At 72.6% G+C, this 15,823-nt stretch carries 16 protein-coding genes; 11 read left to right on the top strand and 5 right to left on the bottom strand.

The window, feature by feature from the left end:
* Positions 1-24: 24 nt before the first annotated feature.
* Complete coding sequence (locus ABD976_RS24630) at positions 25-675, bottom strand: GNAT family N-acetyltransferase (protein WP_345367204.1); 651 nt, start codon at positions 673-675, stop codon at positions 25-27.
* A gap of 736 nt (positions 676-1,411) precedes the next feature.
* Between ABD976_RS24630 and ABD976_RS24635 the strand changes: the two genes are divergently transcribed.
* The 9 genes from ABD976_RS24635 (at position 1,412) to ABD976_RS24675 (ending at position 12,941) form a co-directional block, all read left to right on the top strand.
* Positions 1,412-2,368 carry a ribonucleotide-diphosphate reductase subunit beta gene (locus ABD976_RS24635; RefSeq protein ID WP_345367206.1) on the top strand — a complete coding sequence of 319 codons (957 nt, stop codon included), beginning with the start codon at positions 1,412-1,414 and terminating at the stop codon, positions 2,366-2,368.
* 53 nt (positions 2,369-2,421) lie between these two features.
* Positions 2,422-5,118: an aldehyde dehydrogenase family protein gene (locus tag ABD976_RS24640; protein ID WP_345367208.1), complete on the top strand. Its 2,697-nt coding sequence runs from the start codon at positions 2,422-2,424 to the stop codon at positions 5,116-5,118.
* Entirely contained in the window at positions 5,111-6,823 is a 1,713-nt protein-coding gene (locus tag ABD976_RS24645; RefSeq protein ID WP_345367210.1) for a thiamine pyrophosphate-binding protein, read from the top strand. The genes ABD976_RS24640 and ABD976_RS24645 overlap by 8 nt, the downstream gene beginning before the upstream one ends.
* Complete coding sequence (gene fabF, locus ABD976_RS24650) at positions 6,823-8,085, top strand: beta-ketoacyl-ACP synthase II (RefSeq protein WP_345367212.1); 1,263 nt, start codon at positions 6,823-6,825, stop codon at positions 8,083-8,085. Before ABD976_RS24645 ends, fabF begins: the two co-directional genes overlap by 1 nt.
* Positions 8,082-8,786: a 3-oxoacyl-ACP reductase FabG gene (gene fabG, locus ABD976_RS24655; protein WP_345367214.1), complete on the top strand. Its 705-nt coding sequence runs from the start codon at positions 8,082-8,084 to the stop codon at positions 8,784-8,786. Before fabF ends, fabG begins: the two co-directional genes overlap by 4 nt.
* An 18-nt stretch (positions 8,787-8,804) precedes the next feature.
* Positions 8,805-9,572, top strand: coding sequence for an enoyl-ACP reductase FabI (gene fabI / locus ABD976_RS24660; RefSeq protein WP_345367216.1), 768 nt, complete (start codon positions 8,805-8,807; stop codon positions 9,570-9,572).
* Between the two features lie 43 nt (positions 9,573-9,615).
* Complete coding sequence (locus ABD976_RS24665; RefSeq protein WP_345367218.1) at positions 9,616-10,746, top strand: SAM-dependent methyltransferase; 1,131 nt, start codon at positions 9,616-9,618, stop codon at positions 10,744-10,746.
* 107 nt (positions 10,747-10,853) lie between these two features.
* Positions 10,854-11,573 (top strand): serine aminopeptidase domain-containing protein, encoded by a 720-nt coding sequence (locus tag ABD976_RS24670; protein ID WP_345367220.1) that lies wholly within the window; start codon positions 10,854-10,856, stop codon positions 11,571-11,573.
* Positions 11,574-12,167: 594 nt separating this feature from the next.
* Entirely contained in the window at positions 12,168-12,941 is a 774-nt protein-coding gene (locus ABD976_RS24675) for a YoaK family protein (protein ID WP_345367222.1), read from the top strand.
* Between the two features lie 15 nt (positions 12,942-12,956).
* On the opposite strand, the gene ABD976_RS24680 is transcribed toward ABD976_RS24675, so the two are convergent.
* Entirely contained in the window at positions 12,957-13,694 is a 738-nt protein-coding gene (locus ABD976_RS24680) for an alpha/beta hydrolase (RefSeq protein WP_345367224.1), read from the bottom strand.
* A gap of 29 nt (positions 13,695-13,723) precedes the next feature.
* Here ABD976_RS24680 and ABD976_RS24685 point away from each other — a divergent pair, with 29 nt between their 5' ends.
* Complete coding sequence (locus ABD976_RS24685; protein ID WP_345367226.1) at positions 13,724-13,912, top strand: hypothetical protein; 189 nt, start codon at positions 13,724-13,726, stop codon at positions 13,910-13,912.
* Between the two features lie 5 nt (positions 13,913-13,917).
* Here ABD976_RS24685 and ABD976_RS24690 read toward each other — a convergent pair whose 3' ends face one another.
* Positions 13,918-14,097, bottom strand: a complete 180-nt coding sequence (locus ABD976_RS24690) for a hypothetical protein (protein WP_345367228.1) — start codon at positions 14,095-14,097, stop codon at positions 13,918-13,920.
* 12 nt (positions 14,098-14,109) lie between these two features.
* Complete coding sequence (locus tag ABD976_RS24695; RefSeq protein ID WP_345367230.1) at positions 14,110-14,973, bottom strand: SAM-dependent methyltransferase; 864 nt, start codon at positions 14,971-14,973, stop codon at positions 14,110-14,112.
* Between the two features lie 193 nt (positions 14,974-15,166).
* On the opposite strand from ABD976_RS24695, the gene ABD976_RS24700 reads away from it, so the two are divergent.
* A complete protein-coding gene (locus tag ABD976_RS24700; protein WP_345367232.1) occupies positions 15,167-15,520 on the top strand; it encodes a hypothetical protein in 354 nt (117 codons plus the stop codon).
* 38 nt (positions 15,521-15,558) lie between these two features.
* Here ABD976_RS24700 and ABD976_RS24705 read toward each other — a convergent pair whose 3' ends face one another.
* Positions 15,559-15,711: a hypothetical protein gene (locus tag ABD976_RS24705; protein ID WP_345367234.1), complete on the bottom strand. Its 153-nt coding sequence runs from the start codon at positions 15,709-15,711 to the stop codon at positions 15,559-15,561.
* Positions 15,712-15,823 lie beyond the last annotated feature (112 nt).

A 15,823-nucleotide genomic window follows, 5' to 3' on the forward strand; every position in this document is an offset into this window, starting at 1 on the left:
AGTTCACCTCCCACCGAGCTGAGATCAGTACGAGCGCACGCGGCCGCTCCGCCGGTCGAAGTCGCGCAAGGAGGTCGGCGGGTCGTTCGCGAGGTATTCGCCGAGCAGTTCCCGCGCCTTCCTCTTGTCCTCCGCAGAAATCGCGTCGATCACCGGGAAGTGCTCGGCGTTCGCCGCCGCGTACTCCTCGAATTCCTCCCGGAGGATCGACCACACCGTGCGGTCGTAGTACATGCCGTCGAGGAAGTGGTAATCGCGCAGCACGCCTTCGAGGACGAACCCGCCCTTGGTCAGGATCTTCAGCGTTTCCTTGTTGTACGAGGCCGTGGAGAATTCGACGCGATGCGCGTTGAGCCCGTTGAACAGGTGCTCCACGACCAGCCCGAAGGCCTCCGCGCCGTAACCGCGGCTCCACTTCTTCCAGTCGCCGACCACGCCGCCGAGGCTGTAGGAACCCGAACTGTTGACCGGCCGGTAGTTGACCGCGCCGACCTGTTCTCCGTCGCTGGTCAGAGCCATGAAGAAGCGCACGTTGCCGTCCTCGTTCGCCGCCTTGACCTTGGCCGGCGTGAGGAACTCGCGAGTGTCCGCGGTCATCGCCGCGGCCGGCGACAGCGGTTTCAGCCAGCTCGCTATGAGGGCGTAGTCGTCGTCGGTCGCCCACTCGATGCGCACTAGTCTTCCCTGCATTGCCACCGTCTTCCCGGTTCGTATTTCCCCCGCGCACGACGGGTGCACGGGTCCGCTCGAAGCGTTTCCCGCATTCCCCGGTCGTCCGTAGTTGTTCGGCTATTCGTCGGCGCAGTGCCGCGTCGTCCGATAGCGGCTTCCAGTCGGCGCTCGGTCGAGCGCACATCCTGGTCGTCGCCGCCGACGGCGAAGCGCGGTCCAGCGTGAACGTTCCCACGTTTTCGCGTTTTTCCCGGATCGGCACTGCGCGGCCTGCGTCAGTACCCCGGCATCCCCAGTTTTCAGTACCCCAAGTCCCCAGTAGAGCTTGTCCCCAGTAATCCAGTCCCCAGTCCGGCCCGAGCGGTTCGTGTCCCCAGCACGAGGCCCTCCAGTCGCCGCGAAAGTTATAGCCGGGGCCGGAGCGCGTCAAGCCGAACGAGCAAACCGAGCGGTTCGATCGGGAACCTACTGGGCCGTTCGGAGGACGACCTGGCTTGTTCTCGCCACATCAGTGGCTCCAAGTCGACAGAACCGCAGCATTTCGGCAATCTGCTTGACCCAGTCGGGGGGCACTGCTTCACTGTGGTCACTCTCCGCAATCGGAGCCTCTTCAGTCTCAGTCCCTGCGCGATTCGTGCGTCCCCGCGGTGCGCAGGCCCTCCGTCGAAGTCTTGCGATGGCCCCACGCGTGCCGCGCGGCACGCGTGGGGCCCGACCCGATGCTGTGCGAAGGATTGAGATGAGTCGTTGGACTCCGCTGCTCATGGACGAAGCGTCGCTCGGCGCGATGCCCGGACTGCCCCTCGACGAGGTGATGCAGCACGCGCACCTGGTGGCCGCCCAGCGGCTGAAGCCCACGGAGCTGTACGAGAGGTGGGAACGCCAGCAGTGGTCCGCCGTGGACATCCCGCTCGAACGGGACCGGGAGAACTTCGACCGCCTGCTGCCCGAGGGGTTCCGCAAGGTCGTCTCCGAGTCGATCGCGACCTTCATCATCGGCGAGTACACCGGGCTGGACATGCTGGGCCCGATCATCAGCGGCTCACCGGACGAGCGGTACTCGGTCTTCCTCGGCACCCAGATCGCCGACGAGACCCGGCACACGCACCTGGTCTTCCGGCTCGGCGAGGAGATCCTCGGCATGGACGCCGATCCCGGGCGGATGCTCGCCGAGAGCTGGCGGCTCGCCGCGCCGGCGCACCGCGAGCTCAGCCTGCTGGAGGCGGGCATCGTCCGCGACCTCCAGCACCGGCCGCTGGACTACCGGCAGTGGTTGCGGGCGGTCGCCCTGTTCCACCTGGTCACCGAAGGCGTGCTGGCCTTGGTCGGGCAGCGGGTCCTGGTCCGGGCGCTGCGCGACGTGGACCTGCTCGACGGGGTCAAGACCGCGTTCACCGCCATGTGCCGGGACGAATCGCGGCACGTCGGCTTCGGCCTGCACGCGCTGCGCACCGGGGTCCTGGAGGGCTACCACGACGACATCTGCGAGGTCCTGGAACTGGCCGTCCCGCTGGCGCTGCGCATCGACCAGGAGACCTCGGCCGGGACCAACCGCGACTTCCGCCGGATGAGCCTGGACATCCTGCGCCGGCACCTGCGGCTGGTCGGGATCGACGAGAAATTCCAGGAGCGCCTCATCGCCGACGCGACCGGTGCGGCGCGCGCCGGCGCGGACGCGCACCCGACTTCGAGCTGAAACCGCCACGACACCCGACATTCCCGCTCGCGGGACTAGGAAGGCGAAATGACATGGGGGAAAACGGAAACGGTGGCATCGTCACCGCCGACGGCGTGGTCACCCGCGACCAGGTGGCGTGGGACGCCGCGCTGCTCGCGTCCCGGCTGCGCGGGCAGGGCATCCGGTCCGGTGACCGGGTGGTGCTCTCGGCGGCCAACTCCGCCGAGTTCGTGGTGGCGCTGCTCGCGCTGATCGCGGTGGACGCCTCCATCGCGCTGGTCGACCACCGGCAGTCCGCCGGTGAACTGCGCAGGAGCATCGCGCACGCGAAGGCGGGATGGCTGCTGTGCGATCGCGCGGTGCTGCCCGACGCACCGGGCAGCACGGTGATCTCGCTGGAGAACGTGCTCAGCGAGGTGCGGCTGAGCAGGCCGGTCGACGCCTTCGCCGACGTGCAGGACGCGTTGTCGTTCGACGCCTGGTACCGCCGGGACGACGGGCTGGTCCTGTGGTCCTCGGGCACCACCGGGGAGCCGAAGGGCATCGTCCGGTCCGGTGGTTCGGTGCGGCGCAACATCGAACGGACCCAGCGGCGCATGGGCTACGCCGCCGACGACGTGCTGATGCCGCTGCTGCCGTTCTCGCACCAGTACGGCCTGTCCATCGTCCTGCTCTGGTGGTGGTCGGGGTTCACCCTGGTGGTGAGCCCCTCCACCCGGCTCGACCTGGCGCTGGACCGGATCACCGAGCACGGCGTGACGGTCGTCGACGCGACACCGTCCAGCTACGACACCATGCTCGCCATCTGCAGCAAGCGGAACCGGTACCACGACGCGCTCGCCAGCGTCCGGATGTGGTGCGTCGGCGGAGCTCCGCTGCCCGCGTCGCTCAGCGGGCGCTTCCGGACGATCATCGGCAAGCCGCTGCTCGACGGGTACGGCACCAGCGAAGCGGGCAACATCGCCCTCGCGGTGGGCGAGGACCCGCGAGGGGTCGGCCGGGCCTTGGACGACGTCGAGATCGCGGTCGTGGACAACGACGGCGCTCCGGTGCCACCGGGTGAGCACGGCGAGATCGTCGTCCGCACCCCGGACTACCTGAACGCCACCCTCGGGCCCGGCGGCGAGCCGGTTCCGGTCGTGGACCGCGAGTACCGCACCAACGACCTCGGCTGGCTCGACGACCAGGGCAATCTGACCGTGGTGGGGCGCAAGCAGGCCGTGCACCGCCTCGGGCACACGATCTACCCCGACGCGCTGGCGGAGAAGGCCGAGCGCTGCGGATGCCCGGTCCGCGTGGTCCCCTTCGACAACGAGCGGCTGGGCAGCGAGCTGGTGTTCGTGGTGGCCGACGAGCAGGACCGCGACGCGCGGTACTGGCGGACCCGGTTCGCCGCGGAGCTCGCCGAGTACGAGCGGCCCAACCGGGTCGTGGTGGTGCCCGAGTTCCCGCTCAACCTCAACGGGAAGGTGGACGCGGAGGCGTTGCGCGGGATCGCGCGCGGCGGGGGCGGGGACGCGCACGGCATCCCGCCGATCCCGTACCCGGAGCGGTTGCGGGCGTTGCGCGCCGTCGTGGAGTTCCTGCACGAGCAGCGCGCCCAGGTGCACGAGCTGCTCACCGAGGTCTCGCACCACGCGACGGTGAACGGCGAGATCGACCTGTGCATCCGGACCCTGGAGGGCGCGCAGGACGAACTGCTGCGGCATCGGCCCAGGGCGCTGGAGGGCGCGGCGGTGTTCATGCCGTCGAACATCCCGCTGTACTCGTACGTGCTGTACCTGCTGATCCCGAGCCTGTACTGCGGGCAGGTCCGGTTCCGCGCCTCCAGCAAGGTGGCGGACCTGACGCGCAAGCTGCACGAGCTGCTCTCGCCTGCGCACAACCTGCCGATCCACGACTGCTCGATGACCCAGCGGGAGTTCCTCTCCGGCCCGGTGGCCGAGTCGGAACTGGTCGTGCTCACCGGGACCTACCACAACGCGGAGAAGGTCCGGGCGCAACTGCGGTCCGACCAGTTGTTCCTCTACTTCGGCCAAGGGGTCAACCCGTTCATCGTCGGTCCCGACGCGGACCTGCGCCGCGCCATCCCGGCGCTGATCGACGTGCGCATGATCAACTCGGGGCAGGACTGCTTCGGCCCGGACCGGATCTTCGTGCACGAGTCGATCGCCGACGTGTTCGTCCCCGCGCTGTGCCACTACGTCGCCAAGCTGCGCCACGGCGACAACCGGGACACCACGAGCGACTACGGCTCGATGTACTACCTGGACGCCTTCGCCGACTCCTTCGACTACCTCCGCCGCAACGCCCGGCACATCGTCTCCGGCGGCGAGGTCAACATCATCGACATGCACCTGCGGCCGACGGTCCTGGACCTGCCGCTGGACCCGAAGGCACCGGCCACCGAGATGTTCGCGCCGATCTTCAACGTGGTGCGCTACTCAACCCCGGACGACCTGCTGTCGGTGCTGGGCTCGCCGTTCTACGTCGACCGCGCGATGGGCGCGACCGTGTACGGCGACCTGCCTGAGGTCGTCGCGTTCCTGGAGAAGCGGCACCAGGTGACCACCGAGAGCACGCTGGTGGACCACGACGACGGCAACGTGCCGTTCGGCGGTCGCGGCATCGTCGCGAACTACGCGGCGCTCGGCGCCCGTCGCGTGGCGGAGCCGCTGCTGGTCTCCAAGGCGGTGGCCGACTACCTGGGCCAGGCCGGTCCGGCGGCGCGCGGCCGCCGTCTCGTCGGGGCGGCCGGACATGCCTGAGCGCGGGAGCGGAGCGTGGGACGCGGTGCTCGAAGTGGTGCGGCAGAACGGGGTCCGCACCCTCTTCGGATTGCCCGGTGACGACCTGGCGCTGCTCGCGGCGCTGCGGCGGTCGGCGGCACCCCCGCGGCTGGTGCTGTGCCGGGACCAGCGCAACGCCCTGTTCATGGCGACCGGCCACGCCGTGCAGACCGGAACGCCCGCGGTCGCGGTCGTGGGCAAGGGCCCGGCGGTGACCAATGCGAGCACCGGTCTGCTGGAGGCCCGGTACTCGCACGCCCCGGTGGTGCTGATCGGCTCGGGAACCGGTGCGCCGCACCGCGGTGCGCGGGCGTTCCAGGAGCTCGACCAGGTCGCCGCGGTGGCGCCGCTGACCAAGTGGGCGCACCGGGTGGAGCACGCCGACCGGCTGGTCCCCGCGCTGCGGCGCGCGCTGCTGGTCGCGACGCAGGGCGCCCCCGGCCCGGTGTACCTGGAAGTACCGGATCACCTGCTGGAAGCCACCGTCGCGGTGCGCGGCGGCGGGCCGGTGGTGTCCGGCGCGGTCCGCACCCGGCACGAGCCGTCCGCGTCGCAGCCGGTGCGGGAGGCGAGGCGGCCGATCCTGCTCGTCGGCGGGGGGATGCGGCACCGCAACGGTGCGCGCGTCGTGGAGCGGCTGGCCGAGCGGATCGGCGCGGCGATCTTCTGCACGGCTTCCGGGCGCGGCGCGGTGGACGAGGACCACCCCCACTTCCTCGGGTTGTCCGGGCTCTACGCCGCGTCCTCGACCACGTCGCTGTGGTCCACCGCGGACTGCCTGATCAGCCTGGGCAGCAGGCTGGAGGAGACCGCCACCCTCGGCTGGCCGGAGACGATCGGCGAGGCCACGCCGGTGGTGCAGGTCAACATCGCGGGGGACGAGTTCGCCGCCGACTACTCCGGGCCGTGCCTCACCGGGGACGCCGCGGGGGTCGTCGAGGAGTGGCTGGCCGACGACCTCGGCACCCCGGAGAGCCGGGCGGCGTGGACCCGGGAGGTCACCGGTGCACGGCGGCGGCTCCGCGACGCTCACCGGGAAGCGCTCGACCGGTTCGCCGGTTCGGGCGGACGGCTCCGCGTCGCGGAACTGCTCGCCGCCGTGCAGCGGGTCGTGCCGGAGCACCGGGTCCTGGTCCAGGAGAACGGGTTGCAGGACATGTGGTCCTACTTCTTCCCGGTCTACCACTGCGGTCGCGCGGGCGGCTCCGTGGTGCCCTCCGAGCAGACCAGCCTCGGCTTCGGCGCGGCGGCGGCTGCCGGGGTGAAGCTCGCCGAGCCGCACCGCCCGGTGCTCGCCCTCGTCGGGGACGGCGCGTTCGGCCTCTTCGCCGCGGACCTGCGCACGCTCGTGCGGGAGCGGATCGGGGTCTGCTACCTGGTGCTGCGCAACGGCGGCTACGGCTGGTTGCAGCAGCAGGCCGACCAGCACGACCCGCCGCTGACCGGGTTCGCCTTCGCCGGCGGGGAGGAACCGCTGGAGCGCACGCCCGGCGTGCACCACGTGGTCGTCGAGCGGCGCGCGGAGCTCGACGACGTGCTTGCGGCGGCGGTGGCGGCCGCCGCGGGTGGAACGCCCGGGGTGGTGGAAGTCCCGGTGCCCCTGGACGACGCGGCGTTGCGGCCGGAGGGGGATTCCGGCACCGCCGAACCGTGGCCGCGGCCCGAGACCGACAAGGAGCGATGATGCTGTCCGAGCAACTCAGGAAACTGCGCCGACGAGTGGTCGTCACCGGGGTCGGCGCCGTCACCCCGGTGGGCCTGACTTTCGACGCCACTTGGGACGCCTTCCTCGCGGGACGCAGCGGGGTGGCCCAGATCAGCACGTTCGACACCGACGACCTGCCCACCTCGATCGCCGGGCAGATCAAGGACTTCGACCCCGCGCCCTACCTGCCGCGCAGCGTCGCACGACGGATGGACAGCTACGCCCAGTACGCCATGGCGGCGGCCCTGCAAGCGCAGCAGTCGGCGAAGCTGACGATCGACGAGAGCAACGCCGACCGGGTGGGCGTGCTCATCGGCAGCGGCTACGGCGCGGTCAACTCGATCGACGAGTTCTCCGTGACGATCCGCCGGAAGGGCCCGCGGGCCATCAGTCCCTTCGCCCCGATCACCGGCGCGATCGACAGCGCCGCCGGTGAGATCAGCATGGCGTTGACCGCGCGCGGCCCGAGCCGGGCGATCAGCAGCGCCTGCGCGACCGGGACGGACGCGTTGGGCGAGGCCGCCCGCTGGATCCAGTTCGGCATGGCCGACGCCGTCGTCGTCGGCGGCGCGGACAACTGCGTCACCCGGGTCGACCTCGCGGGCAGCGGCAATGCGCGGGCCTTGTCTCGCCGGACCGACGCACCGGAGGAAGCGTCCCGCCCGTTCGACGAGGACCGGGACGGGTTCGTGATGAGCGCCGGGGCGGGCGTGCTGGTCCTGGAGGACGCCGAGCGGGCCGAGCAGCGCGGGGCCACCATCCTGGCCGAGGTGCTCGGCTACGGCTGCTCCTCGGACGCCTACCACTGGACGGCGCCGCAGCCCGAGGGCCTCGGCGCCAAGCGCGCGATGCGGGCCGCGCTCGCCGACGCCGGGATCCGGCCGGAGCAGGTGGACCACGTCAACGCCCACGGCACCGGCACCAAGCTCAACGACGCCTCGGAGGTCGCCTCGCTTCGCGAGGTGCTCGGCGAGCGCGCCACCCGGATCCCGGTCTGCTCGATCAAGTCGATGACCGGGCACATGATCGGCGCGGCGGGGGCCGTGGAGGCCATCACCGCGGTGCGGACCATCCGCACCGGCATCGTCCCGCCGACGATCAACTGCCACCGGCCGCTGGACCCGGAGTTCAACTTCGTGCCCGGCGAACCGCAGACCCACGACGTGCGCGTGGCGATGAGCAACTCCTTCGGCTTCGGCGGGCACAACGCGGTGGTCGTGCTCGGCGCCTGGGAGCGGTGACCGTGGCGGCGCTCGTGACCGGTGGCAACCGGGGGATCGGCCTGGCGATCGCGCGGGAGCTGCGCGCGGCCGGCGAAGAGGTCGCGGTCACCCACCGCGGCTCGGACGTCCCGAGCGGGCTGCTCGGCGTGCGCTGCGACGTCACCGACTCCGAGCAGGTCGACGCCGCGTTCGACCGGGCGGAGGCCGAGCTCGGCCCGATCACCTCGGTGGTGGCCAACGCGGGCATCACCGACGACCGGCTGCTGCTGCGCATGGACGAGCAGCGGTTCACCCGGGTCCTCGACACCAACCTGACCGGCGCCTACCGGGTCGCCAAGCGCGGCGTGCGCACCATGCTGCGCCGACGCCGCGGCAGGCTGATCTTCGTGTCGTCGGTGGTCGGGTTCCGCGGCGAGGTGGGCCAGGCCAACTACGCCGCGAGCAAGGCCGGGCTGCTCGGCATGGCGCGCTCCCTGGCCCGCGAGCTCGGTCCGCGCGGCATCACGGCCAACGTGGTGGCACCAGGGCTGATCGACACCGACATGTCCGCTGCCCTCCCCGCGGAGCGCAAGCGGGCAGTCCTCGACGGGATCCCGCTGGGGCGCTTCGGCGATCCGGCCGAGGTCGCCGCCGTCGTCGGCTGGCTGGCCTCGGACCGGGCCGGATACGTCACCGGGGCGCTGATCCCGGTCGACGGCGGTGCCGGCATGGGCAACTGATCGGAAGGGGTGCACCACATGGCCGGATTGCTGGCCGGAAAACGAGTCCTCGTCACCGGGGTGCTCACCGAGTCCTCGATCGCCTTCCACGCGGCGAGGACCGCCCAGGAACAAGGCGCGCGCGTCGTGCTGACCGGCTACGGGCGGCTCGGCCTGGTCCGGCGCATCGCGAACCGGCTGCCCGATCCGCCGCCGGTGATCGAACTGGACGTGACCGACGGGGACCTGCTCGCCGGGCTCGCGGAACAGCTCCACCAGCACGTCGACCGGCTCGACGGGGTGCTGCACTCGGTCGCCTTCGCCCCCGAGTCCTGCCTGGGCGCGGACTTCACGGCCGCACCGTGGCGGGACGTTGCGACCGCGTTGGAGGTCTCGGCGTACTCGCTGTCCTCGCTGGCCGTCGCCTGCCGCCCGCTGCTGCGTCCGGGCAGCTCGATCGTCGGCGTGGACTTCGACGCGCGGGTGGCCTGGCCGGGCTACAACTGGATGGGCGTGGCGAAGGCCGCGCTGGAATCCACCACGCGCTACCTGGCGCGCGAACTCGGACCCGAGGGGGTCCGCGTCAACCTGGTCGCGGCCGGACCGCTGCGCACCGTCGCCGCCCGCTCCATTCCCGGCCCGGACGACCTCGAGGACGCCTGGCGCCGACGGGCCCCGTTGGGCTGGGACAGCGGCGACCCGGGGCCGGTCGGCAGGACGATCTGCGCGCTGCTGTCCGACTGGCTGCCGACCACAACCGGGGCCGTGGTGCCCGCCGACGGCGGCTTCCACGCCATCGGCCGCTGAAGCCCAGAACCGACACGACGAACGACCGAGGATGGGAAAGACCGTGACCGAAGTGCAGTCGACGCCGATCACCGCGCCGGACGGCGCCGCCGTGCGGATCAACGCGGCGGCGGTCCTGGAACCCGACCACTGGAACTTCAGCGTCGATTACGCGTTGTTCCCCTCCGTGGGCGAATACCCCGTCTACGACGACCCGATGTACGACGCGATGGCCGCCGACGAGGTGCGCAACACCGCCTACGCTGGAGCCATCGACCGGCTCGCTCCCGGCCGCACCGCGGTCGAGATCGGCACCGGCAAGCACGCGCTGTGGTCCATCGCGGCGGTCCGGGCCGGCGCCGAGCACGTGTACGCGATCGAGGCGCTGCCCGCCTACGCCGAGCTGGCCCGGGAGACCATCGCGCAGGCGGGGCTGTCGGACCGGATCACGGTGCTGGACGGGCTTTCCACCGAGGTCGAGCTCCCGGAGCGGGTGGACCTGTGCATCTCCGAGATCATCGGGTGCATCGGCGGCTCGGAGGGCACCGAAGCGGTGCTGGCCGACGCCCGGGACCGCTTCCTCAAGTCCGACGGCCGCTCCATCCCGCACCGGTGCGTGACCACGGTCGCCGCGGTCGACGTCCGCGGCCGGTTCCTGGACGACACGCCCGCCGTGGTCGACGTGACGGTCCCCTACGTGGAGCAGATCTTCCGGGCGTACGGGCGTCCCTTCGACCTCCGGATGTGCCTGCACGGCGACGTCGGGAAGGTCGCGCTCACCGACGAGGACGAGGTGGAGGCCCTGGAGTTCAACGGGGAGCCGGGCACCGGCGAGCCCGACCGCGGGACGCTCCGGGTGACCAGGGCGGGCACGCTGACCGGCTTGGCCCTCGGCGTCCGGCTGTGGACCGCGCCCGAGGTCGCCCCGATCGACACCGTCCGCCAGGAGACGAGCTGGCTGCCGATCTACGCCCCGCTCTCCCCGGACGGGATCGAGGTCGTGCCGGGCGACCGGATCGACTACGAGTTCACCCGGTCGTTGAGCGACGACGAGGTGCACCCGGACTACGCGTTCACCGGCACGCTGCACCGGGCGGCGGGCGGCGACCCGGTGGAGCTGGCGTGGGACTCGCCGCACCACCCCGAGGTCTTCCGGGGCACCACCTTCTACCGCGACCTGTTCCCGGCGGGCTGAACGCGGCGCCCGCGGAGGCCGGAGACCGCGCCGTTCGGGCCGGACGGCGCGGTCCGATCCTCCCGAACCGCTGGTCCCGTTGCGGCCGTTCTGGTCGGATGGCGGGCATGACCGAGTCGGGCGCAGTGCCGTTCTTCCACGACGTCGAGCCCGTCCAGCGGGTCCGCGACGACCTCCTGGACGTCCACTTCACCGGGGCGTCGACGGACCGGCGCCCTGCCGTGATCTTCGTGCACGGCATGGCGGAGGACGCCGAACCCCGGCCGCGGGACTGGGACGTCTTCCGCGGTTACGGGGCCTTGGCGGCGGCGTCCGGGCTGGTCGGCGTCACATTCGACCACCGCCTCCACTCCGGCGGGCACTTCCCGCACGCGGCGGCCGACGTCGCCGCGGTGGTCGAGCGGACCCGCGCGCTGGAGGTGGTCGACGGCGACCGCGTCCTCCTGTGGTTCTTCTCCCTGGGCGGCGCGCTCGCCGCGCCGTGGCTGCCGGAACCGCCGCCCTGGCTCCGCGGCATCGCCCTGAGCTACCCCGTGCTCGCGCCACCGCCGGACTGGCCCGGCGACGTCGCCCGCTTCGACGCCGTCGCGGCGGTGTCGGCGCACCCCGGCCTGCCCAAGCTCCTCGTCCGCGTCGGTGACGAGATCGAGTGGCTCGCCGGCACCCAGGACGCGTTCGTGGCACGAGCCCGCGACGCCGACGCCGCACTGGAGGTCATCGAGCTCCCCGACGCCGCGCACGGCTTCGAAGGGCACGGGCACGACCCCGTCGCCCGCGCCGCGGTCGACCGCGCGATGCGCTGGGCAGCGGACGCGCTGACCGGGTGACGCGCACGTGGACCGCATCGAGCCGTTCACCCGGGCAGCCGCCGCGCTCGGCGAACACCCGAGCGGCAAACTGGTGTTCCGGCTCGGCGCCGCGTGACCGCGTTCGGCGGCGCTCCGCTTCCGCATCGAAGTTCGCCGCCGTCGCGGTCGTCCCGCCCACGAACGATCACCTGGCGCGGAGCGCGCTGCCGTTCCAGGAGCAGGAGAGACCGGAATCAACGCCGCACTCGATCGGGTGAAAATCGAGCGGCGTGCGTTCACCTCCGCGTTGCACCGCCGCGCGCCGGTACCCAGCGGGGCGAATGGGGTTCGGACCGCGGATGACGAATGCGGGTCGTCGCGGTGAAAACGGCCGCTGATTGCTCCAGAAGCGGCACGCGGACGTCACATCGCGCGCGGCCGAACGGCGCGGTCCGCGCTGGTAGCGTCGTGCCCGGAGCAGCGACAGGAATCGTGAATTCGCCGAAGCCGGTCGGTCCCGCATCAGCTCTTTCCTCGCACCGACCGGAATCGCGGGCCCCGCGCCCGCAGACCCGCGCTCGCCAACGCCGACGGGCCACCGCCACCCCGCGTTGATCGTGCGAAGGAGTCCTGGTGAACACCACGAGCACGGCGGACGACATCGGTACCGGACCACCCGCCGGACCGGCGCGACGAGCGCCCGACCGGGGCCTGCCCACCGTCCTCATGGGACTGACGTTGCTCAGCGGCATCATCGACGCGGTGAGCTACCTGGGGCTCGGGCAGCTCTTCCTCGGCAAGATGACCGGCAACCTCATCGTGCTCGGCATCTCCCTCGGCCCGGCCACCGGGTTCGCCATCGGCGCTGCCGCGGTGGCGCTCGCGGCGTTCCTCGCCGGGGCCGTGCTGGCCGGCCGCCTGCACACGATGATCGCCCGCTTCCGCTACCGGTGGATCAACGCGGCGCTGGTGATCGAGGCCGCGCTGCTGGTCGCTGCCGCGGTCGTGGCGGTGCGCGGCGCTCCCACGACGTCGACGCCGAAGACCACCACCCTCATCGTGCTGATCGCCGTCGCGATGGGCTTCCGCAACGCCACCGTCCGCAAGATGGCGATCCCGGACATGACCACGACGCTGGTCACGCTGACGCTGGCCGACCTCGCGTCGGACTCGTTCCTCGCCGGTCGGCGCAACCCCCGGCTGCGCCGCCGGATCGGCGTCGTCGCCGCCATCTTCGGCGGTGCGCTGATCGGCGGGTTCCTCGTCGCCGCGCACGGCCTGGTGGTGCCGCTGGTCGTCTGCGCCGCGCTGGCGTGCGCGCTCGCCGTCGGCTACCCCGCCGCGCACTGGTGGTGGGCACGCCCGCGCAAGACCCCCTTCGTGCCCGCGCAGCGCAGGAAGAGGTGACGCCCGCGCGCCGCGTCACCGGCCCGCGGTGTCGACCCGGTGGAGGTGGTGGAGGGTGGCGGCGATGATCCGCTCCTGCGCCTGCCGCCTGCTGGTGGCGGGGCGGCCGTCACCGGGTTGCGGGCCGTAGTCGCCGAAGTGGGCGTGGATCGCGCCCGGGACGGCGACGAAGTCGGTGGTCGGGGGCAGCGGCGCACCGAGGACGTCCGGGACCGCGGAGAGCCCGTCGCGGGTGCCGTAGATCGAGGTGACGGCGAGGTCCGCGCCGCGCAGGTCGATGTCCGGGTAGGACGCCCACAGCAGCAGGCCGCGCACCCGCTCGGGGTGCGCGGTGGCCAGGCGGGCGGCGGTCGGGCCGCCCAGGGAGTGCCCGCCCGCGACCCAGCGGTCGGGGCCGCGGCTGATCGCCGCCGCGCCCTGCTGCGGCTGGAGGATCGCCATGCCGAACGGCGCTTTGAGCACGACGACCGGGTAGCCGGCCTCGGCGACGGGGCGCAGCAGCGGCACGTACGCGCGGGAGTCGACCTTGGCGCCGGGGTGGAACACCAGGCCGGTGCCCCGCACCGGCCCGCGCGGGCGGAGCTCGATGCTGGTGGCGCGGTCGTGCACGGCCACCTCGGCGTCCGAGCGCATCGCCGCCAGGGCGGAGGGCTCGGCGCCGCGCGGGTAGGCGTAGAGCAGCGCCGCGCACACCACCAGCGCGACCACCGCGATCAGCAGTTGGCTCGGCCATCGGCGGGACGGTGCGGGCACGGCTGCTCCGGGATGTCTAGTCTGGACCGATGGCCGAGGTGGGTGCGCGGGGCAGGTGGTTCCTGCCCGCGGTGTCGTTGGTCGTGCTGCTCGTGGTCGCGGCGATCGCCGCGACCGGTGGGCCGACGATACTGGCGATGCACCCGGCCTACGCGATCGCGCTCGGCGCGGTCGGCGCCCTCGCGCTGGCCGGGGTGGCCACGGCGCTCCGGCGCTGACCGGGTCACCGCGCCCGGGCGTAGCGCCGCCACCACATCCACCCGATGCTGCCCCACAGCAGGAACCACACCGCCGCCATCACGGGGTCGGCCTGCCACAGCGCGGCGAGCGGGAACAGCACCGCTGCCGCGGTGTAAACGGTGGCGAGCCCGAGGTACCGCCGCCGCGATCCGCCCCCTGCCACGTTCCGACCCGGCTACGGCTTGCGGGCCAGCGCGCCGTACATCCCGACGTCGGCGTCGTCGATGGTGCCGATCTCGGCCGGGTCGGGGTGCCAGTGGTGCACCTGGACCAAGCCGGGTGCCACCAGGTCGAGGCCCTCGAAGAAGGCCAGCGACTCCTCGGGGTCGCGCAGCCGCATCGGCATCCCGCGCGCCGCGTACTCGCGGGCGACCCGGCCGATCTCGTCCGGGGCGCAGTCGGCGGTGCCGATGGACATGGCCAGGTAGCTGCCGGAGGGCAGCGGGTCGAGCAGCTGCCGCACGAGCCCGACGGCGTCGTCCTCGTCGAGCATGAAGTGCACGATGGCGATCACGCACAGCGCGATCGGCTCGGTCGGGTCGAGGGTGTCGCGGAAGCCCGGGGCGTCGAGGATGGCGCGCGGATCGCGCATGTCCGCCTCGACGTAGGCGGTGCTTCCCTCCGGCGTCCCGGCCATCAGGGCGCGGGAGTGCGCGAGCACGATCGGGTCGTTGTCGACGTAGACCACGCGGGACTCGGGGGCGACCGCCTGCGCGACCTCGTGGAGGTTCGGGCTGGTCGGGATGCCGGTCCCGACGTCCAGGAACTGCCGGATCCCGGCCTCCTCGGCCAGGTAGCGGGCCGCGCGGTGCATGAAGTCGCGGTTGGCGCGCATGTGCACCGGCAGCGCGGGCCATTCCCGCAGCATCGCGGCGGCGGCCTCGCGGTCGACGGCGTAGTTGTCCTTGCCGCCGAGGACGGCGTCGTAGATCCGCGCCGAATGCGCCTCGTCCGTGCGCAGGTCGAGCGAGCGCAACCCGTCCTCGCCCGCAGTCCCGCCGACGACCATCCCGTCCACCCCCGACCGAATGAAGATCACCACCCGCGACGGTAGCACCGCGCCACCGCAGGCCCCAGGCGCGTTTCCCGGCTCGCGAGGTGGTGCGGTCCGCCGGCATCTCGTCCACCTCGCGGTGCCGGCACGACGGGCACTCGGGACCGCCGCGAGGAGCCGCGCCGCCCCCGTCCGCCGAGGTTCCGCCCGGGCGCGCACGGCGATAGGTTGTGCCCTCGTGCTGGACGTGCTGGACAAGCTGGGGTCGGTGTTCTCCGCCGCGTTCGCCCTCGCCGGGCTCGTGCTGACCGGCTACGGCCTGCGGCGGGACCGCCGACGCGCCGCACCGCAGGCGCCTCCGGTCCCCCCGCCGCCGGTCGAGGGCAACGGGCCGGGGCTGGTCGTGCCCGACCGCACCGAGTGGGTGCCGGACCCGTCGCACCTGCCGGAGCCGTCCGGTCCGCACCACGGCGGGTACGGCACGCCGATGCCGCTCCCGGCAACGCCCGCCCGCCGCCGCGGCCCGCTCCCCCTCGGGGTGGCGCTGCTGGCCGTCGGCATCGTGCTCGGTGTGGTGACCGCCCTGCTGTAGTGGGACGCTCCGCCCGCGCCGTCGCACGAGGGGCCCGGCTACCGGGTGAGGTCCTCCGCGACGGCCGATTCCTCCGCCGGTGCCCGCGGTTCCACCTGCTCCGGTTCGGGCAGGAGGCAGTCGCCCGCGGTGAGCGCGCTGGCCCCGCCCGCGGCGACCAGCGCCGCCCAGGTGGCGATCGTGCCGCCCATGCCGTCCTCCCTCGTCCACGTCCCCCGAGCCCACCAGCCGGGACGTCAGCGGACCAGCGCCCTCACCCGGTCGGGGCGGGTCGGCCGAGGCTGGGGCCCGTTCATCCCCACC

This window comes from Saccharopolyspora cebuensis (assembly GCF_039542665.1).
GTDB classification, from domain to species: domain Bacteria; phylum Actinomycetota; class Actinomycetes; order Mycobacteriales; family Pseudonocardiaceae; genus Saccharopolyspora; species Saccharopolyspora cebuensis.